We start from the raw sequence: 26,849 nt of genomic DNA, 5'->3' as shown, positions 1-26,849 counted from the left end.
TCAAGGGGGTTGCAACGGTCGCAGTTCTATCGGCCACTGTTTGGGGCATATGGGCCTTCACTTCAGCATCCAAATCTGCAGCCGGAGGCATGAAGGACGATTTCGCAGTATTCAATACGGAGTTCTGGAAGAAAACGGATGGCTATTCCAACGGAGATATGTTCAACTGCACCTGGCGCAAGGACAACATCTCATTTGCCGGCGACGGACTCATGACCCTGTCGCTCACCAGTTCGTCACCCGGAGAGTTCGACGGTGCGGAGTACCGTTCGCTGGAAAGGTACAGCTATGGCAAGTATGAAATCCGAATGAAACCGGCCGCCAATCCCGGTGTTATCTCTTCTTTTTTCACTTATACTGGCCCCGCAGAAGGCGAGCCCTGGGACGAAATCGATATTGAATTTTTGGGAAAAAATCCTCGACAGGTGCAGTTGAATTACTTCATGGGCGGCGTGGGGGAGCATGAGAAAATGATCGACCTCGGCTTTGACGCCTTACAGGAATTCCACTGGTACGGATTTGACTGGAAAAAGGATTCCATTACTTGGTACATCGATGGCAGTCCGGTTCACACGGCGACCGAGAATATTCCCTCCACTCCGGGCCGGATTATGATGAATCTCTGGAACGGGATAGGCGTGGATTCCTGGTTGGAGCCGTATGATGGAAAAGTCCCCATCCATGCTTACTATGATCAGTTCCGCTATACTCCGGATCCATCGTCGGGCAAGTAATTCCGGCGTCTCTCCGACAAGAAACCGCCTTAATCGAGGCGGTTTCTTGTCAGTATGGCGCTCATTGGCGACTGCGGTCCCAGACATTGACTTCTGAGGTTTCTGTTAATCCTCCGTAAGCTTTCCATTTGTCGACGAATTTATCAAATTCCTCGATGCCGCTGTCCGCGAAGATTATTTTTTGAAAGCTTTTTTGTTCCAGCTTCTTCAGCAGCTCGCCGTCGCTCTTCATCGTCGCGGTTGGCGGTCCCGTGAACTGTTCCTTGCGGGAAGCTTCCTTCTGGCTGAGCAGCACAGGGGCAATGTCCTTTGGAATTTCCTTGATTACTTTGGAAGGAATTCTTGCCCCATCGAAGGTTAGCGTATAGGAAGCGACCCGGATGCCGCCCAGCGGCAGAGCGGAAGGGATAATTGTCGGCTTGCCGTCGGCCATTGCCCAATCATAGTCTTCTGCAAGACCATTGATGAACTCGCCGGTCGAGGTGGCATAATAATCAAACAGATAATTTTGATAGGTAAAAAAGATTTCAGGATGCTTCATTTTCTTACTAATCAGAATAGCGCCATTGACAGGCAAGGTGCCCCTTCTCATGGCCATAGCACTCGGTCCGGAAGGTATACCAATGGCCTTGACGCGTGCCTGCGGGTCGGTGTCGGTCAGGGATGACAAGGGCCAGCCGCGCATCCAGTAAGGACCGGCAATGATGCCGGCCTTGCCGGAGACGAACAGATTGGCAGCACCCTCTTCATCAAGCCACGCACTGTCGGTAGACAAATATCCTTGCTGCACCCAATGCTTCATGAGTGCAACAGCCTTGCGGGCGCTGGGCTGCACAGACCCATATTCCAATGTTCCATCGCTCATGCGATTCCATTGCTCGGGAACCGTGCCGAACGCGCCAAAGATCCAACTGCTGTCGCCCATCCAGGTATTCGGGCCGTTACGGAAACCAACCGCAAGACCGTAAGTGTCATTAAGACCATTGCCATCCGGGTCTCGATTAACAAAGGCATCCATGACCCGTTCCAGCTCGTCTAGATTTCGCGGCTCGGCCAGATGAAGCTTGTCTAGCCAATCCTGGCGGATCCACAGCAACGGATCGGAGTTATATTCGTAATCCATGATGGGAATGGCATACTTGCGTCCGTCCCGCACAAAAGTATCCCATGCCGAGGTATCCTCGGCCACAGCTTTCTTCCACACCTTGGAAGCATACTGTTCAAATAAATCACCGACTTCCATGAATTGCCCGGAGTCGATCAGTTCCTGGACGATGTCTGCATCCCGGGTCGTTACGACATCAGGCATATTGCCTTTGGCCAGTTCAAGCCTCAGCTTGTTGGCATAGGTCTCGGAGGTGCCGGATATGGTCCAAAGATAACGGATACGGATACCGAGCCGATTCTCGGCCCACATTGTATGCACGTTATGTTCGAGGCTCTCGCCTTTTTTAAAGGTCAGATTGGGGTTCACAGAGCCTACCGTATACAGGTCAACTGGAGGATTATATTTGCCCGCCTTGATGTCGAATTGAGGAACTGTGCTCTCCGAGGAGCCTACTGGGAGAATTTCGCCGGTACTGCGAAACGCGCATCCCGACAATGACAAGAGCAATAGGAGTAGCGGTAAACGAATTTTCATGGAGCCACCTACTTTTCGTAAAATTCTGGAAGTCGAACAAAGTGTATCATAATCGACTTCAGCATCGTATGATACACTTCTTTTATTACAGCGAAGTCATTGAAAAGGATGATCTTATGGCCTGGCGTCCAAACCTATTCATTAAAATGGTTGCGATTCTTCTTTCCCTTATTTCAGTCACACTTTTATTCTACGGATTATCCTACCGCAAGGATATTGGGGTCATTTCGAGCCAGATCAAGACGACCGATTTGAACCATCTGGAGTTCCTGACCCAGCAGATGGATAACAATATCAACCAATTGGCAGGCAGCATGTACGCACTTCAGAGAGATCCAACCGTCCGCGACTATGAGCAGATCCGGCAATTGGGTCATCTCATTGATCCCCCTCAGACCATTATGACGGTGCTGGAGAAGCTTTCCCTTCAGACGAGCTCCAGCACTTGGGAGAACCGGATTGTTCTGTACAAGCCGCACAGCGGTGAGACCCTAGGGTCAGATTCCTCTCTTTCCTTTGATTCCTCCGCATTGGAGAAGCCTCTGCCGGCTGGCTGGGAGTATACTCCGGAGGACAAGAGCAGTGTTGAAGCGGGCTTCCGGCTGCTGCTGTCAGACCCCGTCGAGAGAAGAAATGCCCCCCGCGAGGCGGGACTGCTGATGTCGATGTATTTTCCTGTATCCAATATTGAACGGATGTTCGATGCCTACCAGTCGCAAAACAAGGGCGACACCTTCCTGTTCCACCCAGCATTCGGGGTGATATTCTTCCGCAATACTGACCGGGAAATGGCGAAGCAGATCATTGCAACGCTGGCTCCTTCGACCGGGCAAGAAACTTCAGATATCTTCAATCTCAAGGAGGGCAGCTTTCTTGTCAGCTCGGTTCCGTCTTCAGCCATCAATTGGCAGGTCGTGCATTATTCGCCGCTGAAGCAGATTCTTCAGCCCATCCGGAGCAGCCGTTATTCCTTCCTGATGGGATCGGCTATACTTCTGATTATGAGTCTTCTGTTCTCGCTGCAACTCTATCGCCAGGTGCAGCGTCCGGTCAGCCTCTTGCACCGCTCCCTCAACAGGATAAAGGAAGGACGCTGGTCTACCCGCATTCACACCAAGACCAATCCTGAGTTCACAGTGCTCAATGAAGAGTTCAACGAGATGGCGGAAAAGATCCAGTCACTAATTGAACAGGTCTATCTGGAGCAACTCCGGGCCAAGGACGCCCAGCTAAAGCAGCTTCAATCGCAGATCAATCCACATTTCCTCTACAATTGCCTGTTCTTTATCAAGAGCAAGGCCGTAATCGGTGATACAGATTCCGTGGAAGCCATGGCGCTCAATCTTGGCGAGTACTACCGTTATATCACCAAAGTCGACCATTCTCTCACCACATTTCAGGATGAGCTGAAGCTGCTAGAGAATTACCTGGAAATCCAGAATTTGCGGAAACAACGCATCTGCTATGAGATGGATATTGCCGATGACCTCATGGGTCTGCACATTCCACGGCTGCTGCTCCAGCCCTTGGTCGAGAACAGTATCATTCACGGCATTGAGAAAAAGATCGGTCAAGGCTCCATTCGGATCACTGCCAGCCATACGCAAGAAGCGGTCACCGTAACCATTGAAGATAATGGAGCAGGTATGACCGATGAGGCGATTGCCTCTCTGCAAGCCAGAATTTCCGAAACTACGCGAGAGGACGGAGGCTGCGGGCTATGGAACATCCAGCAGCGCCTCAAGGCTCATTTCGGCGATTCATCCGGCCTTCTAATCACCCCTTCGCCTGGCGGCGGCCTAAAAATCACTCTCCGCATGGAGAAGAAAGAGGTATTCTATGCACCAAATTCTACTGGTTGACGACGAACCCTACGTGGTTGATGATCTGTCCATCTCACTTCCTTGGACGGAGATGGGATTCGAACAGGTTCATAAAGCCTATTCTGGGTATGAGGCGCTGGAGCTGCTTCAGCGCTATCCTATCGACATTGTAGTCACTGACATCAATATGCCAGAAATTTCAGGCATCGAACTGATTACCACCATCCGCAGTCGCTGGAAGCATATTCGTGTAGTTATGCTGACAGGTTATGCCGAGTTCGAATATGCCCGCAAGGCAATAGAAGAGCAAGCTAGTGCCTACCTGCTTAAGCCAATTGCCAATGACCAGTTAATCGCCGTCATTGGCAATCTACAGGAGGAGCTACGCAGCGAACGGGAGACATGGTCCTCCTATCAGCGGACGATGCAGACCTTCCGCGAGCATCTCCCACTCCTGCGGGACCGTCTGCTCAGCGAGCTGCTGCAGGGACGGAAGCTGTCCGCGCCACAACTGCAAGAACGACTTTCCCAATTCGATCTGCCGCTCTCGACCGCCCTGCCGGTATGCCTCGTGGTCGTCAGGCCGGAGGAGTTCTTCCGGCGCCAGGACATGCATAGTATGCTGCTGTTCGAATACGCGATCATCAATATCGCACAGGAGCTGTTCCAGGACCACTTCCACATCTGGTCCTGCAAGGATGTGCACGATTATCTCGTATTTCTGCTGCAGTCCAGGGATAACAGCGAATCTGCCGGCAATTCGGCTAATAATGTCGCCCAGGCGGCCTATCAATTGCAGAATCAAGTCGGCACACTGATTGGAGGTGGCCTCTCCGTGGTCACTACAGGCTGGGGAGGATTTCCTGACCAGATCTACACGCTCTATCAATCCGCCATCTCGGCCATCCGCCAGCATATCGGCAGCGAAACGGGCATTTATCTAGATGCAACGGACAACAGCGGTTCCCAGTCTGTGGAGATTCTCCAGCCGCTCTATGAGCCACCGCTGCTCTTTCATATGTTTGAAGCGAACAACTGGCAGGGCATCGAAGAGAAGCTGAATGCCATCGTTTCGGAGCTGGTCCGAAATCCGGACCGGTCGCTTGAGCATATCCATGAAACCCGTCTGCATCTGGAGACGGCATTCTATTATTTCGCCCACAAGAACAACAAAATGCTGAGCGAGATTGTGGGCAATCCGCTGCTGGAGCAGGCTCCATTCCAGACACCGGACAAGCTACGGGAATGGGCGCTGGAGGTAATTGTTCTGCTGAGAGAGCATTTTGAATCGGAGCGGCTGAATAGCCGAACCGTCCTGATCCGGAATGTTCATGAATATATCAACCTCAATCTGCACTATGTCTCACTCCAAGCCATCGCCGATTATGTTCAGATGCATCCGGTCTATCTCTCCAAAATGTACAAGCTAGAGACAGGCAAGAGAATCAGCGACTACATCAGTCAGGTCAAGATGGAAAAAGCGGCGTATCTGCTGATTCATACGCCGCTGAAAATTTATGAAGTTTCCGCTGAGCTTGGCTACTCCAACGCTCACTATTTTATTAAGCTTTTCAAGGAATACGCCGGCATGACCCCACATGAGTTCCGCGAACGGGCGTTGTAACGCCCTTAACCTTCAAATCGCAGCTCTACTTCATGGGGTAAGCCGTCATCTACCGTCTGCACAATTCCTTCCTCAAGGACTCGGCCATCCAGCGTCAAACGGACTGTGCCATCCTGTATTCGGCAGAAGCCCTCCGGCTTAATGATTCGAATCCGGTATGAGGAACCTCCGAACTTCAGTGTGTAGACGAAATCTGTCTGCACTTCCCGCAGGATCGGATTAAGCGCAATGCCTTGCGCCGTATATTCAATACCCAACGCTTCCATCAGCGAGAGGGTGAGCCAAGTCGAGGTGCCGCTTAGCATCGGACCGATGTTCTCACCGGTTTCGCTGTTATTGTATTGGGTGCAGAATCTCGGATTTCCGCAGATGGTGAAAGGATCTTCCATAGTTTTAAACGGCATGATCCGGTCCAGCAGCCAATAACCGAAGCGGCCCAACTCAGCGGCAAGTTCCGTATCACACACTTCCTTGGCTCCCTTGAACATCGCAGCTGCAGCCATCATGCAAGCATGCTTGAACACGCCGCCATTCTCCCGGTCGCCTGGAAAGTATTCGTCCGAAGCTGTGTGGGAGGACACCCGTCCTAGTGCGACAGGCGAAACCAGTTTCAGCCCGAATGGAGTCATAAGATGCGACTTTATGGTGTCTAACATCACTGTGATCTGCGCTTCATTTGCACAGCCGGACAGGATGCTCCAACTGAAGGAATTCAGGAAGTAAGAACCGTCGGCCGCCGGATCTGAAGACAGACCATCCCCCGCGGCTCCCAAATACGTGTATTCTCCGTTTGCATATCGGTTGAACAGCACTCGTGCGAAGAAATTGTCCTTCCATGCATGCTCTTGAATGCGTCCTCGCAGCTCTGTTCCGAAGTGATCCAGCTCGGCAGCATAATCCTGTTCGCCCTTCCGGACGGACAGTACGGACAATTCATCCACCGCCACCTTCAGCAGAAAAGCATTCATGACGCTCTCGGAATAATCGCTGTGCAACGGATCGCCGAAGACTCCGTCGGCTTCGAGCTGCTTCCGGTAGCGCTCTTCCTTGGCCGGGCCGTTCAGATACGTATCATCCAGCTTCAAACAGTCGTTCCAGTCTGCGTAGTCCAGCAACGGAAGACCGTGTCGGCCGACCGAAATTTGACCCGAATATACAATGATCGCTTTTAATGTCTCGAAGACCGGACGGTAGGTTTCTTGTCCCGCCACCGGGCAAGACTCGTCCAGGAACTCGAGATCTCCTGTAAGCATGACATAGCGGTAGACGGCTTGAATAAGCCATAATGCGTCGTCGGACCATTTACCCGGCTCTTTGCCGGCCCAGAAGAAATTGTGATACGCATAGCCCAGCTCGAACACCATGCCGGTCCATTCCTTCAGCAGACTTTTCACCAGACCGCTACGTCCCATACCGACAAAATAATACATAGAGGCGTACAAATCCTGAATTTCGCGGAAACCAATTTCCCTATATCCCTTTTGTGTCTGGCAAAAAGAACGAGAGACGAACGATTGGTAGAGAACCTGAAACGGCAGATTGCGGTTGACAAACACATCGAAGTTCTCGTCGCCGGAGGATACCTGCAGAAACTGGCCATACTCCCGCACGAAGCCGGACGATTCCACCAGCGCTGATTCCCCCGCGCTGCGGTCGGAGAAACGGGCGACCAGCGCCCCTACCTCGTCCGCCAGCACCGTTTCATTCCAGTGCGCGCCGCTCTTATCGGAGACAAGTCCGGTCAATTGATCGACCGTTACGGCGTTCCCGGCGGAAATATGAACCTCGCCGGCTACGGCGAAGAAGCCCGGTCCCTTGCGGTGCAGAATGTTACTCAGCCTAAGCGCGCCGGACGGACGGTGCAGCGAGCCGGTACCGACGAATTCATTGTAGCTGACGCAGTATTCGCGCGGCAGCACCGGTCCACCCGCTCCGTGTACGATCATCGTGTGGAAGCGAAGATCATGACGGCCCCCTTCCGGATAATAATCGGGACTGATGGCCGCCACAGCTCCCGAGGAATCCTGAAGTACGCCGCCCTGCATAATGACATTGCTGTACAGCACATCCTCGAACAGCGCCCCCGGAGCGGCGGAACCGAACATCCCCGTGTAGACAAGCCGAAGACAGCGGTCACCTTCTCCGTGGTTCGCAATCTCTATCCGCTGCATTTCAGTCGCAAGAGGCATCCCTTCAGAGTGTGGGAGGATAAAGAGGGTACGGGTGATTTCCAGACCGCAGCGGGTGCGGTAGTTTATAACGGTAGCATTCTGCGAATGCCGGCAGACCGCCGATTCAATCCCTTCATCTCCGGGGTCTGCGGAATAAAAGATCTGCTTCCCCTCTTCGAACAGATAAAATTGCCGATTGGCCGGGAAACCGTTCTCCTCCTGACGCATATCCCAGCGGGTGGCCAGCACCTGGGTTGCAGCATGCGAACGGAAGCTGCCGCCGCCTAATCGGTCAACAACGCTCTTCGGTGTAGTCTGAAGCGGATGGGGAAACTGGAGACGGTTGCCGAGTAGCAAATTGACCGCGAAATGCGGACCCGGCACGGGTGATCGCAGGTCGATTACATGCTCTCCCTCAGCATTAAGCGCTCCTGCCCAGCCCGATGCGCCTTGCAGTTGCACCAGTGCTTCTCTTGCAGTGGCCTCCGGTATTTCAGCGCTCTCTTCCTGTCTTCCGGCGTACCGGATATACAAGCACAGTCCCGTACCTTCTCCGTTTAAGGCGAACAGCGCCGATGCGTCGGCTTCAGCAGGCAGCAGCACAGCCACGGAGGGTAGCGTGAGCAGCTCCTGAATCGCTGGTACCCGAAGCGGCAGACCTACTATTCCGACTGCCCCACGGCGTTGCGAATCGGTGAAGATTGCGCTAACAGGTGCGCCCGTGCCCATCCGTTTGGCAAACGCTTGTCTTAGGATATCTTCGGCCGAAGCCGTTACTTCTCTTGCGGTAGTAAGTTTCAGCATTATTACTCTCACCTTTCCTGGCATACCCGCGGCTCAGCCCTTGACAGCCCCTGCGGTCATACCGCTAATAAAGTATTTCTGCGTCATGAAAAATACCACCATAACCGGCACCGTTACAACAGTGGAAGCTGCCATTAGCAGGTCATAGCGGGTATTGTACTGGCCGACAAACAGGCGGATACCGACCGGAATCGTCTGTACATCCGAGCTGGTCGTCAATACCCAGGCGAAGAGAAGCTCATCCCACGCTGTAAGGAAGATAAAGATGCCGGTCGCAATAATGCCGGGTACAGAGAGTGGCAGAATGATCCTGTAAAACGCCTGGAATTTCGTGCAGCCGTCAATCGAAGCCGATTCTTCCAGATCTCTTGGAATGGATACAAAGAAACCGCGCATAATCCAGATACTGATTGGGGTATAAAAGGCCGTATAGACGAGAATCATTCCCCAGTACGTGTTGATCATCGGCAAACCGAAGGTATTCTTGATCCACAGGAACATTAGGTATATCGGGAACAGGAACATAATGCCCGGAATAAGCTGAGTGGATATGATACTCATGCCGAACAGCTTCGATCCCGGAAAATCAAACCGGGCCAGAGCATATCCCGCCAGGACGGCAAAAGAACCGGCAAGTAGGGTAGTCGCGCCGCAGATCAGAAGGCTGTTGCGGAAATATACGGCGAAATTAACCGTGTCCCACATGTTGATGTAATTAACCCACTGCGGCTTCGGCAAACTGAAGGTAGTGATGCCGTTCAGAATTTGATTGTTCGAGTGCAGGGAGGTAAAAATCATCCACAGAATTGGAAATATCGTCACCACAACGATGATCCAGGTCAGCGAAGTCAGTAGAAACGAACTTACAGAACGTTTACGGTGTGTACTCATTGGGCATTCAACTCCGTTCTAAAGGCTCGGTACCAAACGCCGACTACCATCAGCATCACGATCATCAGCATTATTGAAGCGGCAGAACCGGAACCAAACGACCAATAGCCGAAGGATTGGCGGGTCAAGGCCGTCATCATCAAGTCTCCCCACTCACCCGGATATCCGGCGCCGTTGCCGAACATCGTGGCGACGATATTGTAGGAGTAGACATTGTTAATGATTTGGAACAAAAGCTGTACCGCAATGACCGGTTTGAGCATCGGCAGGGTAATATGCCAGAATTGGCGGAGCTTGTGGGCGCCATCAATGGTTGCCGCCTCATAGATGTCATCGGGAATGGTCTGCAATCCAGCTAGGAAAATAACCATCAAGAACGGCCAGCCGCGCCAGATGGTCGGAATAATGATCGCCCAGATGGTATTGGGTCCCATCAGCCAGAAGGGTTTGTCCGCAAAAAGGTGCAGAACGTCCACCAGAAAATAATTGATAATGCCATTCTGCTGCCACATGAAGCCCCAGAGTACGCCGACAACATACGACGGGACGACCCAAGGAAGCAGCATGGCTGTACGGGCAATGCCACGGCCTGGAAAGTCACGGTTCATCAGCATGGCCATCATCAGCCCCATAATCATTACGCCAATAGTTACGATGACGGCATAAATTGCGGTGTTGCGTACGGCAAAGTTCAACCCCTGACGGACCGGATTATCGGAGTTAAACAAGAGGCCGATATAATTGTCCAGCCCAACAAAAGGTGCTTTCAAAAATTTGCCCAACGTAAATTGGTTCAGCTTCAAAAATGACATCCAAATTCCCTCAAGCATCGGGATCAGGTGCACTAGCATCATAAAGATGATAGTCGGCACCATCAGCATGTAAGCGAACTTGTTCTCTTTGACTCGCTTGCGCCACAGACCACGCTTGCTGGAAGAGGCTTTTGCAGGAAGATTTTTTTCAGTATGGAGTCTCATCTCTTATCCCTCGCTTTGTTAATGGAAGAAACCGCCGTGCCCTAATCGCGCGGCGGCCTCCCAAGTTCCTAGTAGTTATTGACTAATAATCGCTTTGACTTCAGCCGCTGCGGAGTCCAGCTCTTTCTTGATGCTTTCTTCCCCGTATGTGCCCTTCACACCGGCGACGATATCCCAAATGTTAGCAAAGTGCTTTTGCAACGCAGTTTCCGTAGGTCCCCATTGCGGAATGGCCGGATAGGTTCTTCCGTATTTCGTTGCTTCCGAGAATGCTTTCATATTGGCATCAAGATCCGGAGATTCCAGAAGAGACAATTTGGTTGGGAGTTGACCCGATACATTGGCATAGGCCTTCTGCGCTTCATCGGAGGCCAAGTATTTAATAAGCTCCCATGTGGCTTCTTTGTGTTTGGAGCCGCTGAACACCGTCAGATCGCTGCCACCGACAAAGGTGGCTTGTTCCCCGGGACCGGCTGGAAGCGGAGCCACCGCAAAGTTTTTCGCTGCCTTCATATCGGCCATGCCGCCGTTTGCTTTCGGAGTAGCAAAGTTCTTGGCCAACCACGGTCCGGAGATAATCACTGCCGATTTGCCATCGCCGAAATCACTCTCAATCTGTGACGAGTTCTTTTCGAGCGAGGACTTATCGACGAGACCTTCATGCGCGAGTCCTGTATAGAACATAACGCCTTGGAGCCCTTTCTCTTCGTTGAAGACTACGTCTTTGTTGTCTTCCGTGAGAACCTCGCCACCTGCGGCCCAGATCCAAGGGAAAATATTATGCACTACGTTCCAGTCATTCTTGCCCGGAAGTCCCAGTGCAGCGATCTTCTTGCCATCAACTGTTTGTCCGTTGACCGCTTCAAGTGCGCCCTTGAAGGAATCCCAATCCTTGAATGCGGTTACCGGATCTATGCCGGCTTGCTTGAATACATCGGTCCGGTAGTAAATGGCGCGCGCATCTACAAACCACGGCACTCCGTACACCTCGCTGTCGCCCGCCATGGAGGTTGTCGTCCAGCTGGCCGGCAAGAAAGCCTCGGCGCCGCCCACATCGGCCACTTTGTCAGTCACTTTGTCAATGCCGCCCATGCTGGCAATTGCCGGCACCCAGGTCGTTCCAAGCTGGAGTAGATCCGGTCCTTCGCCGCTTGTAGCTGCCGTCGTGATCTTGGTCCAGGCGGAACCCCAGTCAAGCACCGTTACCTTGACGGTGACATTCGGATGCTCCTTCAGGTAGGGATCAAGCGTCTTCAGGAAGTCAGCATCCGGTTTGGGACTATTCGGCATCACCCAAGCGTTCAGGGTAACCGGTTCCGTGCTTGGAGTGGCAGGAGCCGCAGTCGCACTGGATTCTTCCTTCACTCCCCCGTTGTTAGCAGAACTTGATTGATTGTTGTTGCCTCCACATCCGCTGATGACCACTGAAAATGCCATGAGCAGTGTACCAATTGATACTGCTGTCTTTTTCACAATAAATCTCCCCCATTGTCGTTTGAAAATCATGGAGAACGGTTGCCCATCCTCCATGTCTTGATTATAAAAGCGTTTCATACTCTTCTAAATACCAAATCCCAAGCCTGAATAACAAATTATAAAGCTTGCCTCAAGGTGTCGGTACAGCTCCGTTGTTCACCAATACAACATCGTCAACATCTACCGCAAGCTGCCCTGCGCCTCCGTTCTCAATATTCCCCAGCTCGAAAGAAATCCGGCCGATGGATGTACTTCCTCCGGTAACGTCGAATTCCAACGTATAAGTGTTGTAGTCCGTACCAAGATCAACCACTTTGCTCGCATATCCATGCCAGGTGTAATTGTTCGCGGCATCCAGCCAGCCGATGCTGATGTTCATTTTGCGCACTGCTTCTGCCTTGGCTCTAAACGTGAGCGTATAATGATTTCCTTCGTTGTAGGCCACTCCCTCATAATAGACCTGCCGGTCCCAGCTGTTCGTCCCTGTGGAACCGACCTGCATCTGCAGCGCCCCATTCACATTGTCAATGGACAATTCACCGCTGTCGGAGGAATAGCTGCTCCAGTTCTTCAGCGGGGCAGAGAAGTCTCCGTTTGGAATTAGATTCTCCCCATACACCTCGCCGGCCATCACCGGACTTACCTGAAGCAGGGAAATGTTGCTCAGCTTGACCTTATGCGCTCCCAAGGATTCCGAAATCTTGCCCAGACTGAACTGAAGCAGGGCACCTGGATCGCTTGCCGGAGCGGTGAACAGATATTCATAGTGTCCGCCAGCTTCGCTCAGACTCACTTTCTCATTCGTGTAGGCGGTCCAATTGTTGTCCGTAGAGCCGTCATGCTGGACGAGCACCCGAATCCATCTGGCTATTGAGGCATCCGCATCGAAGCGAAGCAGATACTTCTTGCCTTGCTCTACCGGTATTGCTCCTTGCTTAACCTGTACATTCCAGTCCTCATCACCGCTGCCCCCTAGGTCAACCTGTAGCGCTCCATACACAGCGGTCATTACGGTATCCTTTACAGGATCATTGTCGTCCCAGTCCTTCTTGAACAGCGTCCAGCTTTCTGTGGAAGCGTCCTTGAAGCTGCCGTTCATGACCAGTTCGCGGGAAAGATCCAACCAGGCCAGATTATAGCCGCTGCCGCCAAGACGGATATAATAGCTTCCCGCAGGCAGCTTCAGCGGTGCCCCGATGATTGCGCGGTAGGATTGAAGGCCTCCAGTATCCCCAATTGCAGTGCTATAGACAGATGTCGTCACCATACTCTGCTTGCCAGCATCCAGAACCGACAGTTTCAGCTCCGAATCCGCATGTATACTGGATACCCGGATAACCGGAATAATGCTGGCCGCCTGAGGAAGGACCACTTTGTATTCAACATAGTCACCCTTATCCATGTCGGTGATGTCCTTGCCGCCCTCGCCGCTCGGAATCAAGCTGGTTCCCGATGATCTCCAGTACTGATCCCCTCGCAGATGCAGGTAGCTATTGAATACAGGCGGATCAACCATCCTTACCAGACGTACATTGTCAATCTCAGTCTGCCCCGGTGCCTGGCCAAGAAGGAACGATAATACACCTTCAGTACCGGAAGCGCCGGACAGTGCTATTTCCGCTGTATAGCTCTTCCACTCCGGCGTCAGAGTGAACGTTGCCCCGTCGGGATAGACAGTATTTCCACCGCTGTTCTCCAGCTTGATTCCGACCGGCTGCGCCTTATCCGATCTGGCCTCGAACGCGAGTTGATAGACGCCTGCTGCTGACATAGGTATTCCTGTCTGAGTGAGAGTTACATCCTCCGGTGACCCTCCGGCGCTCTGGACGTCTGCCCTGAACTCCCGCTTCATCAGCGGCAGCTCCAGAGTATTTGTTACACTGGCCTTCGCCACTGCTCCCGAGTCCGGCTTAACGGCAAATGCCCAATAGCCCAGTCTTCCTTCTCCCAGCTCGAACCCTCCATTATAAATCAGGTTACCATCAGCAAGTGGTGTACGAACCACCGGCAGAGGCTCCGTCTCTACCACCCGAACATTAGCAAAATAGGCTGCTATGTTGTTCAGACCCAGATTGAACTCAAAACGGACATTGTTGTCGGAAGCCTGTGCCATATTAAAGACGTATTCAAACGACTGCCAGTCCGGGGTAAGCTGGAAATTACGTTCCTTGGAATACGCCGTCCATCCGCCGCCGAATTCTGTCAGCTTGCTCATCAGCGGACGGGCCGCATCCGCTTTGGCGTCGAACGTTACCTTATAGGCTTTGCCCTTCTCCAGCATAAGCGGCTTCTGGGTGAGCTGAATGGAATAATTTTGAGTTCCCGCCTCTCTGATTGCAACCTTCACCGCCTTGCCCTTATTCTTATCGTCAATGACAGAAGCTGTGCCCGCACCGCCTGCATTCTCGATTAATTCCCAATATTCAGGAAGTCCATCGGCCGCTGCGGCTCCGGTGAAATCTCCGTTGTAAATCTGATTCCCGTCCGCAGGCATTGGACGCTGAGGAACGGAGGTTTCAGGCTTTGTTGGCCGCTTTCCCGTTACGTCCGGCCATTCATCCAACTTCTTGTACTTGTAGACCCGGACATAATCGACATACATCTTGTCAGACTGGAAGCCAGCCGCTGGGTCGCCCGGCCAATCGCCGCCCACTGCTAGATTGAGAATCATATAGAACGGCCGGTCAAATGGTGCGGGATACGTATAGTAATCCGGCTGGCCTTCAGCCTTGGTTCCCCAATCGCTCGTTTCGAAATATATTTTACCGTCCACGTAATACCGAATCAGGCCCGGGAGCCATTCGAGCGTGAAGTCATGATAATCGTCAGCGAATGTTTTGCCTTCCGGCAGAACATAAGTTTTGGACTGGGACATATGCGGGATGTCGTAATGAAGCGAACCATGAACGGTTCTCGGGTATAGATCAGCCTTCTCCGTCTCACCGGCCACTGGTCCCGTCAATTCCATAATGTCCATTTCGCCGCTTCCCGGCCAAGGTCCATACTGCTTCTCTTCGTCGGTTGGCATCATCCAGATGGCTGGCCACATGCCCTGCTGAATTGGCAGCTTGGCGCGCACCGTGAATTTTCCGTAAGTCCAGTCGCCCTTCATCTTGGAGGTCAGCTTGGCAGAAGTATACTTTTTCCCGCCGTAAGCTTCCTTCCGCGCTTCCAGTGCCAGCACACCTTGCCCGCTCTCCGTTTCGAGCGAAGCGTTGTTCGGATGATAATATTCCAATTCGTTATTGTATACCGTTCCGGTATCCTGAACATTCCATTTGGTCTCATCGATGGAGCGGTCGTCGAATTCGTCGTTCCAGACCAGCTCCCATTGATCATCATTGGTTGACGGGGTGGCCGTCGGTGTCGGTGTCGGTGTCGGTGTCGGTGTCGGTGTCTCAGGTACAACCGTTGGTGCGAAGGTAGCCGTGGCACTGACCTTCGGTGAGGAGATACTGCCGGACAAGCCCCGGATCGTCTCACCGTTTTTCAGCGCAGTACCGTTGAAAAGCACACTGTCCGCCTTTGTTTCAAGCAAGCCTATATACCCCCGGTTCACGATCTCTGATCCGGCAGCGCCTGCATCTACAATCAGGGCATCCACCGTTGAGCCAGCATCAATCTCAACTTTGGCCGGCTGGACCAATTCAATCCGGGCAACTGAGCTTCCTTCCTTCAGGACGAGCCGCACAGGCGCTTTGGGCTTGTCTACGATCGTCTGTCCCAGAGCAGATTTGCCGAAGACCACTGAATGTTCACCGCCTCCGGAAATACGGGTGATACCCTTCACCTTGATTCCCGAGAATGATACATCTCCCTCTCCCGTTCCGGCAGTCACATAGAAATTCCCGTTCACCGCTCCGCCTTCAATCTGAACATTCGACCGGTTGACAATAACGTTGCCAGACACCTCACCAATCGAATAGCTTCCTTCGCCCGGAGTGATCCACCCGATCATCCGGCCGAGAAGCACCGCCAGCTCGGCCCGGGTCATTGGAGCCTGCGGATTCAGCCTGCCCTCCGAATCGCCGCGGATATAACTCGCCGCAAGCATCGCGTTCACCGCGTCGCGTGCATAGCCGCTGACCGCTGACCCGTCTGCCTGCGCGGCCAATACTGTCTCGGAGGCAGATCCCAGCTGGAAAGCCCGGCCCAGCATCGTTATCACTTCCTGCCGCTGGACAGCCGCTCCCGGCTGAAACCGGCCGTCCGCGTAGCCCTCGATAATGCCCGCTGAGTGGACCAAGTTCACATCCTTCCCGTACCAAGAAGAAGCGCTTACATCACTGAAATCATCAGTACCCGGAACTGTATAACGGAACACCCTGTTTAGTATGACTGCCATCTCTGCGCGGGAAACCGCGCGGCCCGGTCCAAATCTGCCCGGTCCATCGCCTTGCAGAATCCCAGCAGCTGCCAGCCTGTCCACTGCCGACGCGGCCCAATGCTGATTCATATCGGTAAATGCTGCCTTTCCGGCTGCATCAGAGCTGCTCACACTTGCGGCTGATTTCGGAAGTCCATCCTGACCCGCTGCTTGAGCCCGTCTCGTGTTCCCCGGAAGCTGGAGCACTGATAACAGCATAACCACCACCAGAAGCTTGGATATTAATCTACGGTACATCTCAATATTCCCCCTTATGTAGAACCTACTAGAATCCCGGCGTTGCCGCCGTTCGATTTCAGTATAGAGTCCGCTTCCTGCAGGTAACATACCAATTCCTTAGCGCGTATAACAAAGATGCAACTTTCAAAAAGCAAAAAAGCCCAATCTTTGGGGTGGCTGTTGCAGCCACCCCAAGATTGGGCACGGAAATATATGTAGCTCTTTTGAACATAAACCAGAGATCAGGAAGAAGCGTGAATTTGCGGAAAATCCTGAGCAATTTCTTCCCCGGAGAACAGATCGTCCAACGAACTGAGGGTTCCGTCCTCTTCAACCTGATAAACTGACATTTTCTCGCCGTTTACGGTTAATTCAATAAAGCAGCCCCAGCAATAGAACTGGTGAGAACCGATCTTGCCAATGTCTTTGGAGTTGCAATTTGGACATTTCATCAAACATTCCACCTATCCGTTAACAATATTAATGGCTTTTTGAAGCCGTTCTTCGCTCATCGCGGGAACCATGACGGCGCTCTCCCCAATGGACATCCCTTCAGAACAAGGCAGCCATTTGCGGCCTTCGATCAAATCAGTCACAAGCCCGTCACTGATTTCCAGCGCTACTATTGTGTTTCCCAACTTTTGGTCAAAATAAACATCGGATATTCGTCCAAGTATCGTTCCGGTTGCAGTTAGTACCTGCAAATCCTTGAGTTTGTTCTTTCCAGAAAGAAAAGTATAGGGGGTGTGGTCGGAATTTGCCTTCTCAATCGCTTCCTTACTGCGAATCATGACAGCATCCTCGCCATAGGCGACGATATCCTTCCATGCCACAACTTTCACATGACTTGCGAAAAAAGATTTACTTTCCAGTTCAATACCCGTAATATTCCAGTTTGAATCCAGTGAGATATCGACAATTGTGCCAATTTCTTGACCTTCTTCGACTTCGTAAACAGCCAGGCCGATCATATCTTGTAGTTTCATGGCTGCCCATATCCCCTCGCTTTAAATATAATGAAGAGCTGCGGATTTCTAAAATAGGACGCCTAAACCTACTTACGCAGCCGTTTCAAAATAGTTTCAATTTTCCGAGCCACGTACTCTATTTCTTCACTAGTATTACCCAAACCAGTACTAAATCGAACCGCGGATTCTAAAAGATTCTCAGAAAGCTTCATGGCCTGTAGGACATGGGATATTTCCAAAGATCCTGAAGTGCAGGCTGAACCACTCGCTGCGGCAATCCCCTCCATATCCAGATTCATAAGCAGCACATCCGTTCTCGCTCCAGGGATGCTAACATTCAGAATACTCGGCAAGAAATACGTAGCATTACCGTTGACTGTATAGCTCTCCCGCCCAATTAGGCGGTCCAGTTCTTGCAGCAGCATATTCCTTAGTTCAAGCGCGCGCTCATTTCGAGCACCAAGTCCCTGCACAGCTAGTTCGACTGCCTTGGCAAAACCGGCAACTCCGGCCAGACTCTCAGTCCCTGCGCGTCTACCACGCTCCTGCAGCCCGCCATGCTGCCTTGGATGCAGCGGTGCTCCCCGTCGGATATATAAACCTCCGATTCCTTGAGGGCCATTAATCTTATGGGCGGTAAAGCTCATATAATCAACCGGAAGCTCGTGAAGGGAGAGCGGCACCAAGCCCAGAACCTGTACCGCATCGACATGGAACAGAATACCCCGTTCTGCGGCCAACTGACCGATTTCTAAGATAGGCTGAATCGTCCCTACTTCATTATTGGCATACATCACGCTGATGAGCGTAGTATCCTCCTGCAAGGCTGCCTCAACATCCGCCAGCGATACAAGTCCTGTAGCATCTACGGGAAGATAGGTGACGGTAAAACCTTCCTTCTCCAGCTCTTCACAGGTATTCAGCACCGCATGATGCTCAATGGCTGTCGTGACGATATGTTTGCCTTTACCAGAGGCTGCGGCGGCGGTTGCTGCTCCAAATATAGCCAGATTGTCACTCTCCGTCCCCCCGCTGGTGAAGACCCACTCCTCCGGTGAACAGCCTAAAAAGGCCGCGATTGCATCGCGCGCCCCACTGACTATCTTCTTGGCGGAACGCCCGAAATGATGAACACTGGACGCATTGCCGTATTGCTCTGTCATTATATTCAGCATGACCTTGGCCACCTCGGGATGAACCGGGGTTGAGGCGGCGTGGTCCAAATAGATGGATTTCATGTATTATTCTCCGCTTCTTGGGACTAGGAAGTTTTCTTTCCAGACTATTAGATTATAACGCTGAGGAGATGTCTTTGCCACAAGGGATTTTAACATACTCTGTAACATTTAACAGTGTATCTAAGGTCAGCCAAACTTTCAGCTAATTTTCAGCGTACTTTCAGCCTGCTTTCAGTTTCATTTCCGATGAAGGATGGTGGGCTTTTTGTGTATAGCGAATAAGGCTCGAAAGGGGACAGCAAATGTCAGTATCCATTAATAACTATTACAATAAAAATTATTACTACGACAACAGCACCAACGGAGGCACCAGTTCAACCTCTACGCAATCTTCTGGTACCAGCAAGAGTAAAAATGTGTCCGGAACAGATTCAATTGACTTCAGTCAAGTAGCCCTGCAGTATTTCAGCAATAACAAGACCGATGACAGTACAGAGGATAACTCAACAGATACTTATGCTCCGGTAAGAAAACATTCTGCTCCTCCATTAACAACAGATCGAATGAAGTCCTTGCTGAGTGAAATTCAAACCAATGTATCCTCTGCGGATTCGGAAGATGGTACTTCTTCCAGCACAGATAGTACCCTGGCTACCTTGCAGGATTTGCTGAGTGACATCGATCTTTCGACTGCCAATGAAGATGTAATCTCCTCCTTGTTCCAAAATATTCAGTCTGTTCCGTTCTCATTAGCCTATGCGGATAGTCCTTCGTCCAGTGAGACCCAAGGAGCAAGTGGGATCCCGTCTATGCTTCAATCCATGCAGAGTATCGCTCCACCTTTTATGTGGGGAACAGCGGGAACAGCGGATACTGAAGACAGCAGCGCCACATCACTTGATACCGGACTGACCACAGAGGATATCCAGTCGATATTGACCAAGCTGCAAAGCCAGCTGAGCTCGGTCAGCGTATCGGATCAGTCCACAAAGAACGCCAGCAATCCATTAGCTGTGGTGAAGAATATGCTCTCCAATGTTAATCTCTCGTCGGCTTCAAATGACGATTTGTCTATCCTTTTCAACAATGTCTTGAAGACCTTCGATCAGGTGCCACAAACCGTTAATTAAACAGTTTTCATTAAAAGCCTTCGGCGCCATATCAGCAAGCCCACAGCTTCACTGAAAATTAAAAAAACGGCTAAACATGCAAATTAACATGTTTAGCCGTTTTTCTTATTCAAGATCAGCTAAGCTCTCTTCAGAAGTCACTTGAATTCCGTTTCTTCTAAGCAGCGCCGCCGTTACTCCATGACCGGCAATCTTCTCACCTTTAAATTCCCCGTTATAAATCATTGAACTCCCACAGGATGGACTGTTCTGTTTCAGCACCACCAGAGTTGCTCCCACCTCAAGTGCTTTCTCTAAGGTTAGATAAGCACCTCTGACAAACATTTCAGTTACGTCCGTCCCCGAACTATTGATAACCTTGGCGTTACCCTCCAGCACATCATCGCCGTCTCCGCCTACGATCTCGGCCGGTTCCCGGGGAATTGCTAACCCTCCCAATAATTCGGGACATACGGCAACCGCCTTGTTTTCCTCAACTAGTCTTTGAATGGTATGATCTAAACTATGTAGTGCGTTGTATCTTACCTTCATGCCCGCTAAACAGGAGCTTACCAGAATCACAGAATCACCTCTACCCTTTAGTCAACTTTATCCATATTAGACCACATTAGGAGTGCTGAACATGTGCGGACGATATACAATTACCGTCTCAATGGAAGAACTTATGCTCAGATACCTTACGAATGACGCTACAATAATCCACTATGCTCCCAAGTATAACGCAGCTCCCATGCAATATATACCAGCAGTCATCCATAACGGCTCACACAATAAACTCGGGGAGCTTCGTTGGGGGCTTATTCCCTCATGGGCTAAAGACGATAAAGGCGGAAGCAAGCTGATTAACGCTCGTGCAGAGTCGCTGTTAGAGAAGCCGTCATTTAAACGACTGATCAGCACACGCCGCTGTCTCATCCCCGCTGATGGATTTTATGAATGGAAAAAGCTGTCCCACAGCAAACAGCCCCTAAGGATCATTATGCGTGATGGAGGCATCTTTTCTATGGCAGGGTTGTATGATATCTGGGTAGATCCAACAGGTAAAAAACTCAGTACCTGCACCATTATCACCACCACACCAAACACTCTCATGGCCGACATTCATGACCGTATGCCGGTCATTCTGAAGCCCGAAGCTGAGTCCGAATGGCTCAGTCGGGATAATCAAGACATACCGGCATTAATGAAGCTGTTGAAGCCTTATGATACAGATCGAATGAGAGCCTATCCCGTTGCATCGGCGGTCGGTAATGTGCGAAATGACTTCAAAGAATTGATTGCAGAAGAGGATCAGTGAGATTAGTGTAGCTGCCAGTCGCTTATGATACGCAGATTCCAAAAAAGTATCGAAATAGGTTTTAGAACAGATCATCCTTTTTAGCCGACTCATAACGATCACGAATTTCTCGGTTTTTTGCGTAATTGTACAAATCTAACGCTTCTATTCCTCTGCGCGCAAGCTTTACAAATAGTACAAAAGCATAAAGACCAAAGCTGATCGATACCAGCCAAAACAAAAAGAACAATACGCTAATTCCCCCACTATAAAATAATCCTGGTTGCGACATCATATCTTCCCCCTATCATATGCCGTTAATAAAATACCCCACCTAAATTAAGGTAGGGTCACAGCATTTCTGAAATTAATAACTATAGTATATTAGATATGGGGTATTATGTAAATAAATTCGCTTGATAGTCCTCAGTGTTCACAACACGAATATGAGCCAAAGTCGGAAATTCGCGGAATTTTTTAAATACAACTTTTACACGGTCTGCGCGCGTCTGCGATACCCGGATGATTTTTTTGTAACCAACAATAGTGCCCTCGGCTATTTTGCTCCACTGCTGCTGATGCTCACTCCAGAGTTCAAAGGCTTCCACCCGTTGTCCCTGCAAAATCTGTTCCTGCAAAATCACTCCGTTCAAAATAACAGCTTCTGGGAAAACGATTTCCACCCAGGGCTCTTTGTCATCTTCCGACGGCCTCCAGCAGAGCTTATCATCATTACCCGCCAAATGTCCCACTTCCTCCCCGGAGCTGGATGCAGTCACCGTAATAAAATGTCCTGCGGTCAGCTTGCTAAAATACTTGTCCGTTGACAGGCTGAAGCCCATTTCTTTATCTACCCCAAAGCAATCGGCCAATTGAAAGAACCGGCCGTGATGAACGCTATTTTGTCAGTTCCGCGGTTGGAACGCATATAATTCCAGGTGGTATTGCCTGCAAACTGGTTTATCCGCTTGATCGACTCCGTAATTTGATTTCCGGGATACCACTCGTATCCCATATCAAAGAAAGTGTCCATGCCTTCCGTTAACACAACTACATTGGATAAATTACTAAGTCTGAACACCTGTTCACCTAAAGCATTGTTTAATTTCGTTTGGAACTCATTTCTCTCATAATCCGTCATGGTTCCAGCCTGCTTCAATCCACTCTGGATTTCTTTATTCACAATGATGGATTCACTCAACGTTTCATATTGAACCAATTCCCGTGACACATTCACCGCCGATTCTGACAATACCTGAAGGGAAAAAGCGCTTAACTTCTCTGATATTCATTCTTCGTATCTAACGTTGGAATAGAGGGTAACAAAGATCACGGGTAAAAGAGAAGTGATGAAAAATGCTCCAAGCAATCTGTTTTTAATGGAGAATTCCCTTAAGTAAGAGGAGCGATTTCGCGTATTAAATTTAACAGGTGGTATGTTCATGCTAACTTCCTCCTGATTTTGACTTTTCGCGACTACATTCTATCATAACTTCGTTTTCTTTTTGCTTGAACCTTTGGCGCACTAGATAAAATAAAAAGAGCCTCGCCAGTGGCGAGACTCTTTGTGTAAGAAATCTTATTTAGATATAAAACATATAATTATCCGCATGATTTTCTTCCTTGTAGTTAATCAGGTCGGAAAGTGTCGTTGAATCCAGTACATCTGCGATGCTATCGCGAATACGCAGCCAGAGATCACGCTTCGCCGGATCATCCTCTTCCGTGAAATCAACTGGAGATATAGGGCCCTCCAGTACTCGTATAATATCACCAGCGGTAATTGTGCTCGATTCGCGCGCTAGAATATAGCCTCCGTAGGCTCCACGGATACTTTTTACAAGCCCGGCGTTGCGCAGGGGGGCAATTAGTTGTTCGAGATAATGCTCGGACAAGCCATTTTTTTCGGCAATACTCTTAAGTGATGTTGGACCCTCACCGAATCTAATGGCAAGCTCCATCATAATGGTTAATCCGTAACGTCCTTTTGTTGATATTTTCAAAGGGGCACCTCTTTCGGTTTAGTTGCTGGTTATAGTATAATAAATAGTTGGTAGACATGAGGATTGTCATATCAACGTATTCCGATGTTTGCTCTTAGTTTATGTTATCATATCCACGGACAATTTTGGAGAACAAAACGTAACTTTTTACGATAATGTTCGCCCCTGGTGGACATTTTTTCATTTTCGCACTCCTTTTCGGGGGAATTTGACATTCCAACGGGCGATATGGACAGATAGTTATGTTATAATACATTTTGAGCCGGGTGTTTCGTGAAATGACCGGTATATTGGGTAAAGAAATGGTGATTACGATGACAAAAGCAAATCAAGACATTCGTGTCGTCGTCGGCATGTCCGGCGGGGTCGATTCCTCCGTTACAGCCCTTCTGCTCAAACAGCAGGGGTATGACGTCATTGGCATCTTCATGAAGAATTGGGACGATACCGATGAATTCGGCGTATGCACAGCCGAAAGCGATGCAGAGGATGTTCGCCGTGTATGTGAGCAGATTGATATTCCTTACTATACCGTTAATTTCGAAAAGGAATACTTTGATAAAGTATTTTCCTATTTCCTTGAAGAATATAAGGCTGGGCGGACACCAAATCCTGATGTGATGTGCAACCGCGAGATCAAGTTCGGAGAATTCCTGAACAAAGCGCTGCAGCTTGGCGCGGATTATGTGGCTACAGGCCATTATGCTCAGGTTATAGAGGAAGACGGTTTGTTCAAGCTTCTGCGCGGCGTGGATAACAATAAGGACCAAACTTATTTTCTGAACGCACTGGGTCAGCACCAGCTATCTAAGACGCTGTTCCCAATTGGTCATCTTCCTAAGCCAGAGGTACGGAGAATTGCTGAAGAAGCTGGACTTTATACGGCCAAGAAAAAAGATAGCACCGGCGTCTGTTTTATCGGTGAACGCAACTTCCGTGAATTCTTAAGCCAATACCTACCTGCCAAATCCGGTGAAATGGTTGATATCGCTACAGGGGAGAACAAAGGCCCACACGATGGGCTGATGTACTACACGCTTGGACAAAGACAAGGTCTAGGTATTGGCGGCTCCGGCAACGGAGAGCCTTGGTTTGTGGCTGAGAAAGATCTCGCCAACAACATTCTTTACGTTGTACAAGGTGACAAGCACCATAGCCTGTACTCCACCAGCCTGATCGCTTCCGGTGTAAGCTGGATTGACGGTCAGGAGCTTAGGCATGAGCCACTGCGTTGTACAGCCAAGTTCCGCTATCGCCAGCCTGATCAGGGTGTTATTGTGACACAACGTGAAGACGGAACCGTAAACGTAGCTTTTGATGTACCTCAGAAGGCGATTACTCCGGGTCAAGCTGTTGTCTTCTATCAGGGCGAGTTATGCCTCGGCGGAGGAACGATTGAAGTTGCGGAGAAGGTCGTACCCTCCCTGCAATCGTAATAGAAGCAAAAGGACGTTCCAAAGCCAAGGTGGCTTAGGAACGTCCCTTTTTTTGTTAGCTTAGCTCTATTAATGTTCACGCCGCAGCGCCTGATTATGTCTAATCTTTGCTTCATTACCTTGCTCGGTAGCCTGATAAAAGACCCGTCTTGAGATCGCCTTGGGCAAATAATCCTGCTTCACAAAGTGTCCTGGAAAATCATGCGGATATTGATATCCGGCATGTCCCAGCGCAGTGGCACCTTTATAATGCGTATCCCGCAAATGCAGCGGCACCTCTGCTGATTTAAGCTCATCTATACTGGCCATCGCTTTTGAAATCGCTGCAGTAACGGCATTGGACTTCGGGCTCTCTACAGCGAACAGAATCGCTTGGGCAATGTTCAGCTTCGCCTCAGGCCAGCCGTTGTTTCGGTAAGCCTCCAGCGCACTCACGGCCTGGACCATAGCCTGCGGATTGGCGAGGCCGATATCCTCACTGCTGGCCGCAATCAGGCGACGGATAAAGGTCATGGGGTCCATACCAAGCTTCTCCACCGCATAGAGAAACCAGAACAGAGCAGCGTCACTGGAGCCGCGAATGCTTTTGTGAAAAGCAGAAAGAACGTCATACTGTGTCGACTCATCCGCTTTGACAATCGGTCGGCGAATGGATTCCTCCGCTACCTCAAGCGTAATATGTACGCTCCCATCCATCTCTGGTGCTGTGGTCAGGGCTGCCAATTCCAGAGCATTTAATGCTCGCCGGATATCGCCGTTTGCCATCGTTGCTATGTGCAGCAACGCGTCTTCATCCACCTGAAGCTCCATAAATCCGAGTCCTTTTTCCTTGTCAGACAAGGCTCTTCTCATCGCAATAAGACTGTGCTCACTGGTCAAAGACTCCAGCTGAAACAGCGTAGAGCGGCTCAGCAGGGCTCCGTTTACATAATGGAATGGATTCTCCGTGGTCGCACCAATAAAGGTAATGGTCCCCTTCTCAACGGCAGGCAGAAGCGCATCTTGGCGAGAGCTGTTAAAGCGATGGACCTCGTCCAGAAAAAGAATGGTCTTCGAGCCGTACAGTGACTTATTGCTCTGAGCCCGCTCAATAACCTCACGTACGTCCTTCACTGAAGCTTCGACTGCGTTCAGACGCACAAATTCCCCTTGCGTATGATGAGATATAATATGAGCCAGTGTTGTTTTGCCGCAGCCCGGTGGGCCATAGAGCAGAATAGAGGATACCTGATCGGCCTCAATCGCTCTGCGCAGCAGCTTTCCCCGGCCCACGATATGCTCTTGACCAATATATTCATCGAGATTCTCCGGCCGCATACGATCCGCTAACAGACGTCCGCCCCCGGTATCTTCCCCGAAAGAAAATAAATCCATAGCTCCACATCCTTGCTGTATTCTTGTATATAGCGATACTAAACCTCTCCCTATCATACCATACAACAAAAAAGAGCATGAACCCGTCTTCGTCAACGGAGCCCTGCTCTTTATTCAAAGTTATGACTAACGGTTTAGCGCCAGTCGCATTTTTGAGATGATTTTGCGGATGCTTTCCTCCGACAAATGGTATTGTTTCTGCAGCTCAGGCACTGAACTGCCGCTTCGATGACAACAGAAGATCTCCTCATTGCGGCTGGCGATTTCTTGTCTCGAACCGCTGTTTTCGCCCCATTTTACTCTTGCTTCATTTTTCTTGGGGATATAGAGCAATTCACCCTGGATGTATCCCTGAAGCTCTTCGAGCAAACCAGGGGGAAGCACATCCTTTCCATTTACGTAACTCACGTTTCGTTTCCTCCTTCAACAGGTGTGTCCCTTTGCGTCCGTCCACTACATGTAAAGTAATATACACGTTTCCTGCCTCCTTCCTCGTTTTCATTTTTTTGGAAAAAACCGTAACTTTATTATATTAAACCCTTTGATTGGCGTCTACATTCGAAATAAGTATGAACGTAATACCTTCTATATTTAGAAATAAGGAGGCCTAATTGGCCTCCTCGATGTAATCAGGTCTCCGTCCTTAGACGGAAACCACCTCGTATACTGAAATCATCATAATCAGCCTCCTTTGCTAGAAGTAAGATCGCCCGGCCGGACACCTATTATTAAGCCA

Annotated in this window: 22 protein-coding genes; 6 read left to right on the top strand and 16 right to left on the bottom strand. The window is 50.3% G+C overall.

The window, feature by feature from the left end:
- Positions 1–47 precede the first annotated feature (47 nt).
- Positions 48–734 carry a beta-glucanase gene (bglS, locus tag H1230_RS08360; RefSeq protein WP_481857165.1) on the top strand — a complete coding sequence of 229 codons (687 nt, stop codon included), beginning with the start codon at positions 48–50 and terminating at the stop codon, positions 732–734.
- Between the two features lie 61 nt (positions 735–795).
- Here bglS and H1230_RS08355 read toward each other — a convergent pair whose 3' ends face one another.
- Positions 796–2,151 carry an extracellular solute-binding protein gene (locus H1230_RS08355; RefSeq protein ID WP_239717191.1) on the bottom strand — a complete coding sequence of 452 codons (1,356 nt, stop codon included), beginning with the start codon at positions 2,149–2,151 and terminating at the stop codon, positions 796–798.
- 341 nt (positions 2,152–2,492) lie between these two features.
- On the opposite strand from H1230_RS08355, the gene H1230_RS08350 reads away from it, so the two are divergent.
- Positions 2,493–4,238 carry a sensor histidine kinase gene (locus tag H1230_RS08350; protein ID WP_239715043.1) on the top strand — a complete coding sequence of 582 codons (1,746 nt, stop codon included), beginning with the start codon at positions 2,493–2,495 and terminating at the stop codon, positions 4,236–4,238.
- The gene (locus H1230_RS08345) at positions 4,216–5,823 is read left to right on the top strand and encodes a response regulator (protein ID WP_239715042.1); all 1,608 of its coding nucleotides are present in this window, start codon (positions 4,216–4,218) and stop codon (positions 5,821–5,823) included. The genes H1230_RS08350 and H1230_RS08345 overlap by 23 nt, the downstream gene beginning before the upstream one ends.
- Before the next feature lie 5 nt (positions 5,824–5,828).
- On the opposite strand, the gene H1230_RS08340 is transcribed toward H1230_RS08345, so the two are convergent.
- The 8 genes from H1230_RS08340 to H1230_RS08305 all read right to left on the bottom strand — a co-directional run bounded on the left by H1230_RS08340 (position 5,829) and on the right by H1230_RS08305 (position 18,954).
- Positions 5,829–8,798, bottom strand: a complete 2,970-nt coding sequence (locus H1230_RS08340) for a GH36-type glycosyl hydrolase domain-containing protein (RefSeq protein ID WP_239715041.1) — start codon at positions 8,796–8,798, stop codon at positions 5,829–5,831.
- 33 nt (positions 8,799–8,831) lie between these two features.
- On the bottom strand, positions 8,832–9,689 hold the full coding sequence (locus H1230_RS08335) for a carbohydrate ABC transporter permease (RefSeq protein ID WP_239715040.1): 858 nt from the start codon (positions 9,687–9,689) through the stop codon (positions 8,832–8,834).
- Positions 9,686–10,666: a carbohydrate ABC transporter permease gene (locus tag H1230_RS08330; protein WP_239715039.1), complete on the bottom strand. Its 981-nt coding sequence runs from the start codon at positions 10,664–10,666 to the stop codon at positions 9,686–9,688. Before H1230_RS08330 ends, H1230_RS08335 begins: the two co-directional genes overlap by 4 nt.
- Before the next feature lie 75 nt (positions 10,667–10,741).
- Positions 10,742–12,139, bottom strand: a complete 1,398-nt coding sequence (locus tag H1230_RS08325) for a sugar ABC transporter substrate-binding protein (RefSeq protein ID WP_239715038.1) — start codon at positions 12,137–12,139, stop codon at positions 10,742–10,744.
- A gap of 133 nt (positions 12,140–12,272) precedes the next feature.
- Positions 12,273–16,766 carry a carbohydrate binding domain-containing protein gene (locus H1230_RS08320; protein WP_239715037.1) on the bottom strand — a complete coding sequence of 1,498 codons (4,494 nt, stop codon included), beginning with the start codon at positions 16,764–16,766 and terminating at the stop codon, positions 12,273–12,275.
- A 224-nt stretch (positions 16,767–16,990) separates the two neighbouring features.
- Positions 16,991–17,200, bottom strand: a complete 210-nt coding sequence (locus H1230_RS08315) for a hypothetical protein (protein WP_042179559.1) — start codon at positions 17,198–17,200, stop codon at positions 16,991–16,993.
- Positions 17,201–17,212: 12 nt separating this feature from the next.
- A complete protein-coding gene (locus H1230_RS08310) occupies positions 17,213–17,734 on the bottom strand; it encodes a PRC-barrel domain-containing protein (protein ID WP_239715036.1) in 522 nt (173 codons plus the stop codon).
- A gap of 68 nt (positions 17,735–17,802) precedes the next feature.
- Complete coding sequence (locus tag H1230_RS08305) at positions 17,803–18,954, bottom strand: cysteine desulfurase family protein (RefSeq protein ID WP_239715035.1); 1,152 nt, start codon at positions 18,952–18,954, stop codon at positions 17,803–17,805.
- Positions 18,955–19,196: 242 nt separating this feature from the next.
- On the opposite strand from H1230_RS08305, the gene H1230_RS08300 reads away from it, so the two are divergent.
- Positions 19,197–20,024: a hypothetical protein gene (locus H1230_RS08300; protein WP_239715034.1), complete on the top strand. Its 828-nt coding sequence runs from the start codon at positions 19,197–19,199 to the stop codon at positions 20,022–20,024.
- A 105-nt stretch (positions 20,025–20,129) separates the two neighbouring features.
- Here H1230_RS08300 and H1230_RS08295 read toward each other — a convergent pair whose 3' ends face one another.
- On the bottom strand, positions 20,130–20,585 hold the full coding sequence (locus tag H1230_RS08295) for a 2-thiouracil desulfurase family protein (RefSeq protein WP_239715033.1): 456 nt from the start codon (positions 20,583–20,585) through the stop codon (positions 20,130–20,132).
- A gap of 61 nt (positions 20,586–20,646) precedes the next feature.
- Here H1230_RS08295 and H1230_RS08290 point away from each other — a divergent pair, with 61 nt between their 5' ends.
- A complete protein-coding gene (locus H1230_RS08290) occupies positions 20,647–21,321 on the top strand; it encodes an SOS response-associated peptidase (protein WP_239715032.1) in 675 nt (224 codons plus the stop codon).
- 61 nt (positions 21,322–21,382) lie between these two features.
- Here the strand turns inward: H1230_RS08290 and H1230_RS08285 are convergent, their stop codons facing one another.
- The 4 genes from H1230_RS08285 to cymR form a co-directional block, all read right to left on the bottom strand.
- Positions 21,383–21,595: a hypothetical protein gene (locus tag H1230_RS08285; protein ID WP_239715031.1), complete on the bottom strand. Its 213-nt coding sequence runs from the start codon at positions 21,593–21,595 to the stop codon at positions 21,383–21,385.
- 103 nt (positions 21,596–21,698) lie between these two features.
- A complete protein-coding gene (locus tag H1230_RS08280; RefSeq protein ID WP_239715030.1) occupies positions 21,699–22,142 on the bottom strand; it encodes a discoidin domain-containing protein in 444 nt (147 codons plus the stop codon).
- An 8-nt stretch (positions 22,143–22,150) separates the two neighbouring features.
- On the bottom strand, positions 22,151–22,531 hold the full coding sequence (locus tag H1230_RS08275) for a hypothetical protein (RefSeq protein WP_239715029.1): 381 nt from the start codon (positions 22,529–22,531) through the stop codon (positions 22,151–22,153).
- Between the two features lie 352 nt (positions 22,532–22,883).
- Positions 22,884–23,303, bottom strand: coding sequence for a cysteine metabolism transcriptional regulator CymR (cymR, locus tag H1230_RS08270; protein ID WP_239715028.1), 420 nt, complete (start codon positions 23,301–23,303; stop codon positions 22,884–22,886).
- 314 nt (positions 23,304–23,617) lie between these two features.
- On the opposite strand from cymR, the gene mnmA reads away from it, so the two are divergent.
- Entirely contained in the window at positions 23,618–24,739 is a 1,122-nt protein-coding gene (mnmA, locus tag H1230_RS08265; RefSeq protein WP_239717188.1) for a tRNA 2-thiouridine(34) synthase MnmA, read from the top strand.
- A 69-nt stretch (positions 24,740–24,808) separates the two neighbouring features.
- On the opposite strand, the gene H1230_RS08260 is transcribed toward mnmA, so the two are convergent.
- Positions 24,809–26,113: a replication-associated recombination protein A gene (locus tag H1230_RS08260; RefSeq protein ID WP_239715027.1), complete on the bottom strand. Its 1,305-nt coding sequence runs from the start codon at positions 26,111–26,113 to the stop codon at positions 24,809–24,811.
- A 126-nt stretch (positions 26,114–26,239) separates the two neighbouring features.
- On the bottom strand, positions 26,240–26,521 hold the full coding sequence (locus H1230_RS08255) for a CD3324 family protein (RefSeq protein ID WP_239715026.1): 282 nt from the start codon (positions 26,519–26,521) through the stop codon (positions 26,240–26,242).
- Positions 26,522–26,849 lie beyond the last annotated feature (328 nt).

Source organism: Paenibacillus sp. 19GGS1-52 (genome assembly GCF_022369515.1).
In the GTDB taxonomy this organism is placed as follows: Bacteria; Bacillota; Bacilli; order Paenibacillales; family Paenibacillaceae; genus Paenibacillus_AQ.
This window is presented reverse-complemented; position numbering and strand designations above follow the sequence as displayed.

Excerpts from the sequence above, each read along its gene's own strand:
- H1230_RS08315 (WP_042179559.1), bottom strand. The coding sequence starts at position 17,200 with ATGAAATGTCCAAATTGCAACTCCAAAGACATTGGCAAGATCGGTTCT.
- H1230_RS08340 (WP_239715041.1), bottom strand. The coding sequence starts at position 8,798 with ATGCTGAAACTTACTACCGCAAGAGAAGTAACGGCTTCGGCCGAAGAT.
- H1230_RS08300 (WP_239715034.1), top strand. The coding sequence starts at position 19,197 with ATGTCAGTATCCATTAATAACTATTACAATAAAAATTATTACTACGAC.
- H1230_RS08280 (WP_239715030.1), bottom strand. The coding sequence starts at position 22,142 with ATGGGCTTCAGCCTGTCAACGGACAAGTATTTTAGCAAGCTGACCGCA.
- H1230_RS08320 (WP_239715037.1), bottom strand. The coding sequence starts at position 16,766 with ATGTACCGTAGATTAATATCCAAGCTTCTGGTGGTGGTTATGCTGTTA.
- H1230_RS08345 (WP_239715042.1), top strand. The coding sequence starts at position 4,216 with ATGCACCAAATTCTACTGGTTGACGACGAACCCTACGTGGTTGATGAT.
- H1230_RS08350 (WP_239715043.1), top strand. The coding sequence starts at position 2,493 with ATGGCCTGGCGTCCAAACCTATTCATTAAAATGGTTGCGATTCTTCTT.
- H1230_RS08285 (WP_239715031.1), bottom strand. The coding sequence starts at position 21,595 with ATGATGTCGCAACCAGGATTATTTTATAGTGGGGGAATTAGCGTATTG.
- H1230_RS08260 (WP_239715027.1), bottom strand. The coding sequence starts at position 26,113 with ATGGATTTATTTTCTTTCGGGGAAGATACCGGGGGCGGACGTCTGTTA.
- mnmA (WP_239717188.1), top strand. The coding sequence starts at position 23,618 with ATGACAAAAGCAAATCAAGACATTCGTGTCGTCGTCGGCATGTCCGGC.
- H1230_RS08355 (WP_239717191.1), bottom strand. The coding sequence starts at position 2,151 with ATGTGGGCCGAGAATCGGCTCGGTATCCGTATCCGTTATCTTTGGACC.
- H1230_RS08290 (WP_239715032.1), top strand. The coding sequence starts at position 20,647 with ATGTGCGGACGATATACAATTACCGTCTCAATGGAAGAACTTATGCTC.
- H1230_RS08310 (WP_239715036.1), bottom strand. The coding sequence starts at position 17,734 with ATGAAACTACAAGATATGATCGGCCTGGCTGTTTACGAAGTCGAAGAA.
- H1230_RS08305 (WP_239715035.1), bottom strand. The coding sequence starts at position 18,954 with ATGAAATCCATCTATTTGGACCACGCCGCCTCAACCCCGGTTCATCCC.
- H1230_RS08330 (WP_239715039.1), bottom strand. The coding sequence starts at position 10,666 with ATGAGACTCCATACTGAAAAAAATCTTCCTGCAAAAGCCTCTTCCAGC.
- H1230_RS08335 (WP_239715040.1), bottom strand. The coding sequence starts at position 9,689 with ATGAGTACACACCGTAAACGTTCTGTAAGTTCGTTTCTACTGACTTCG.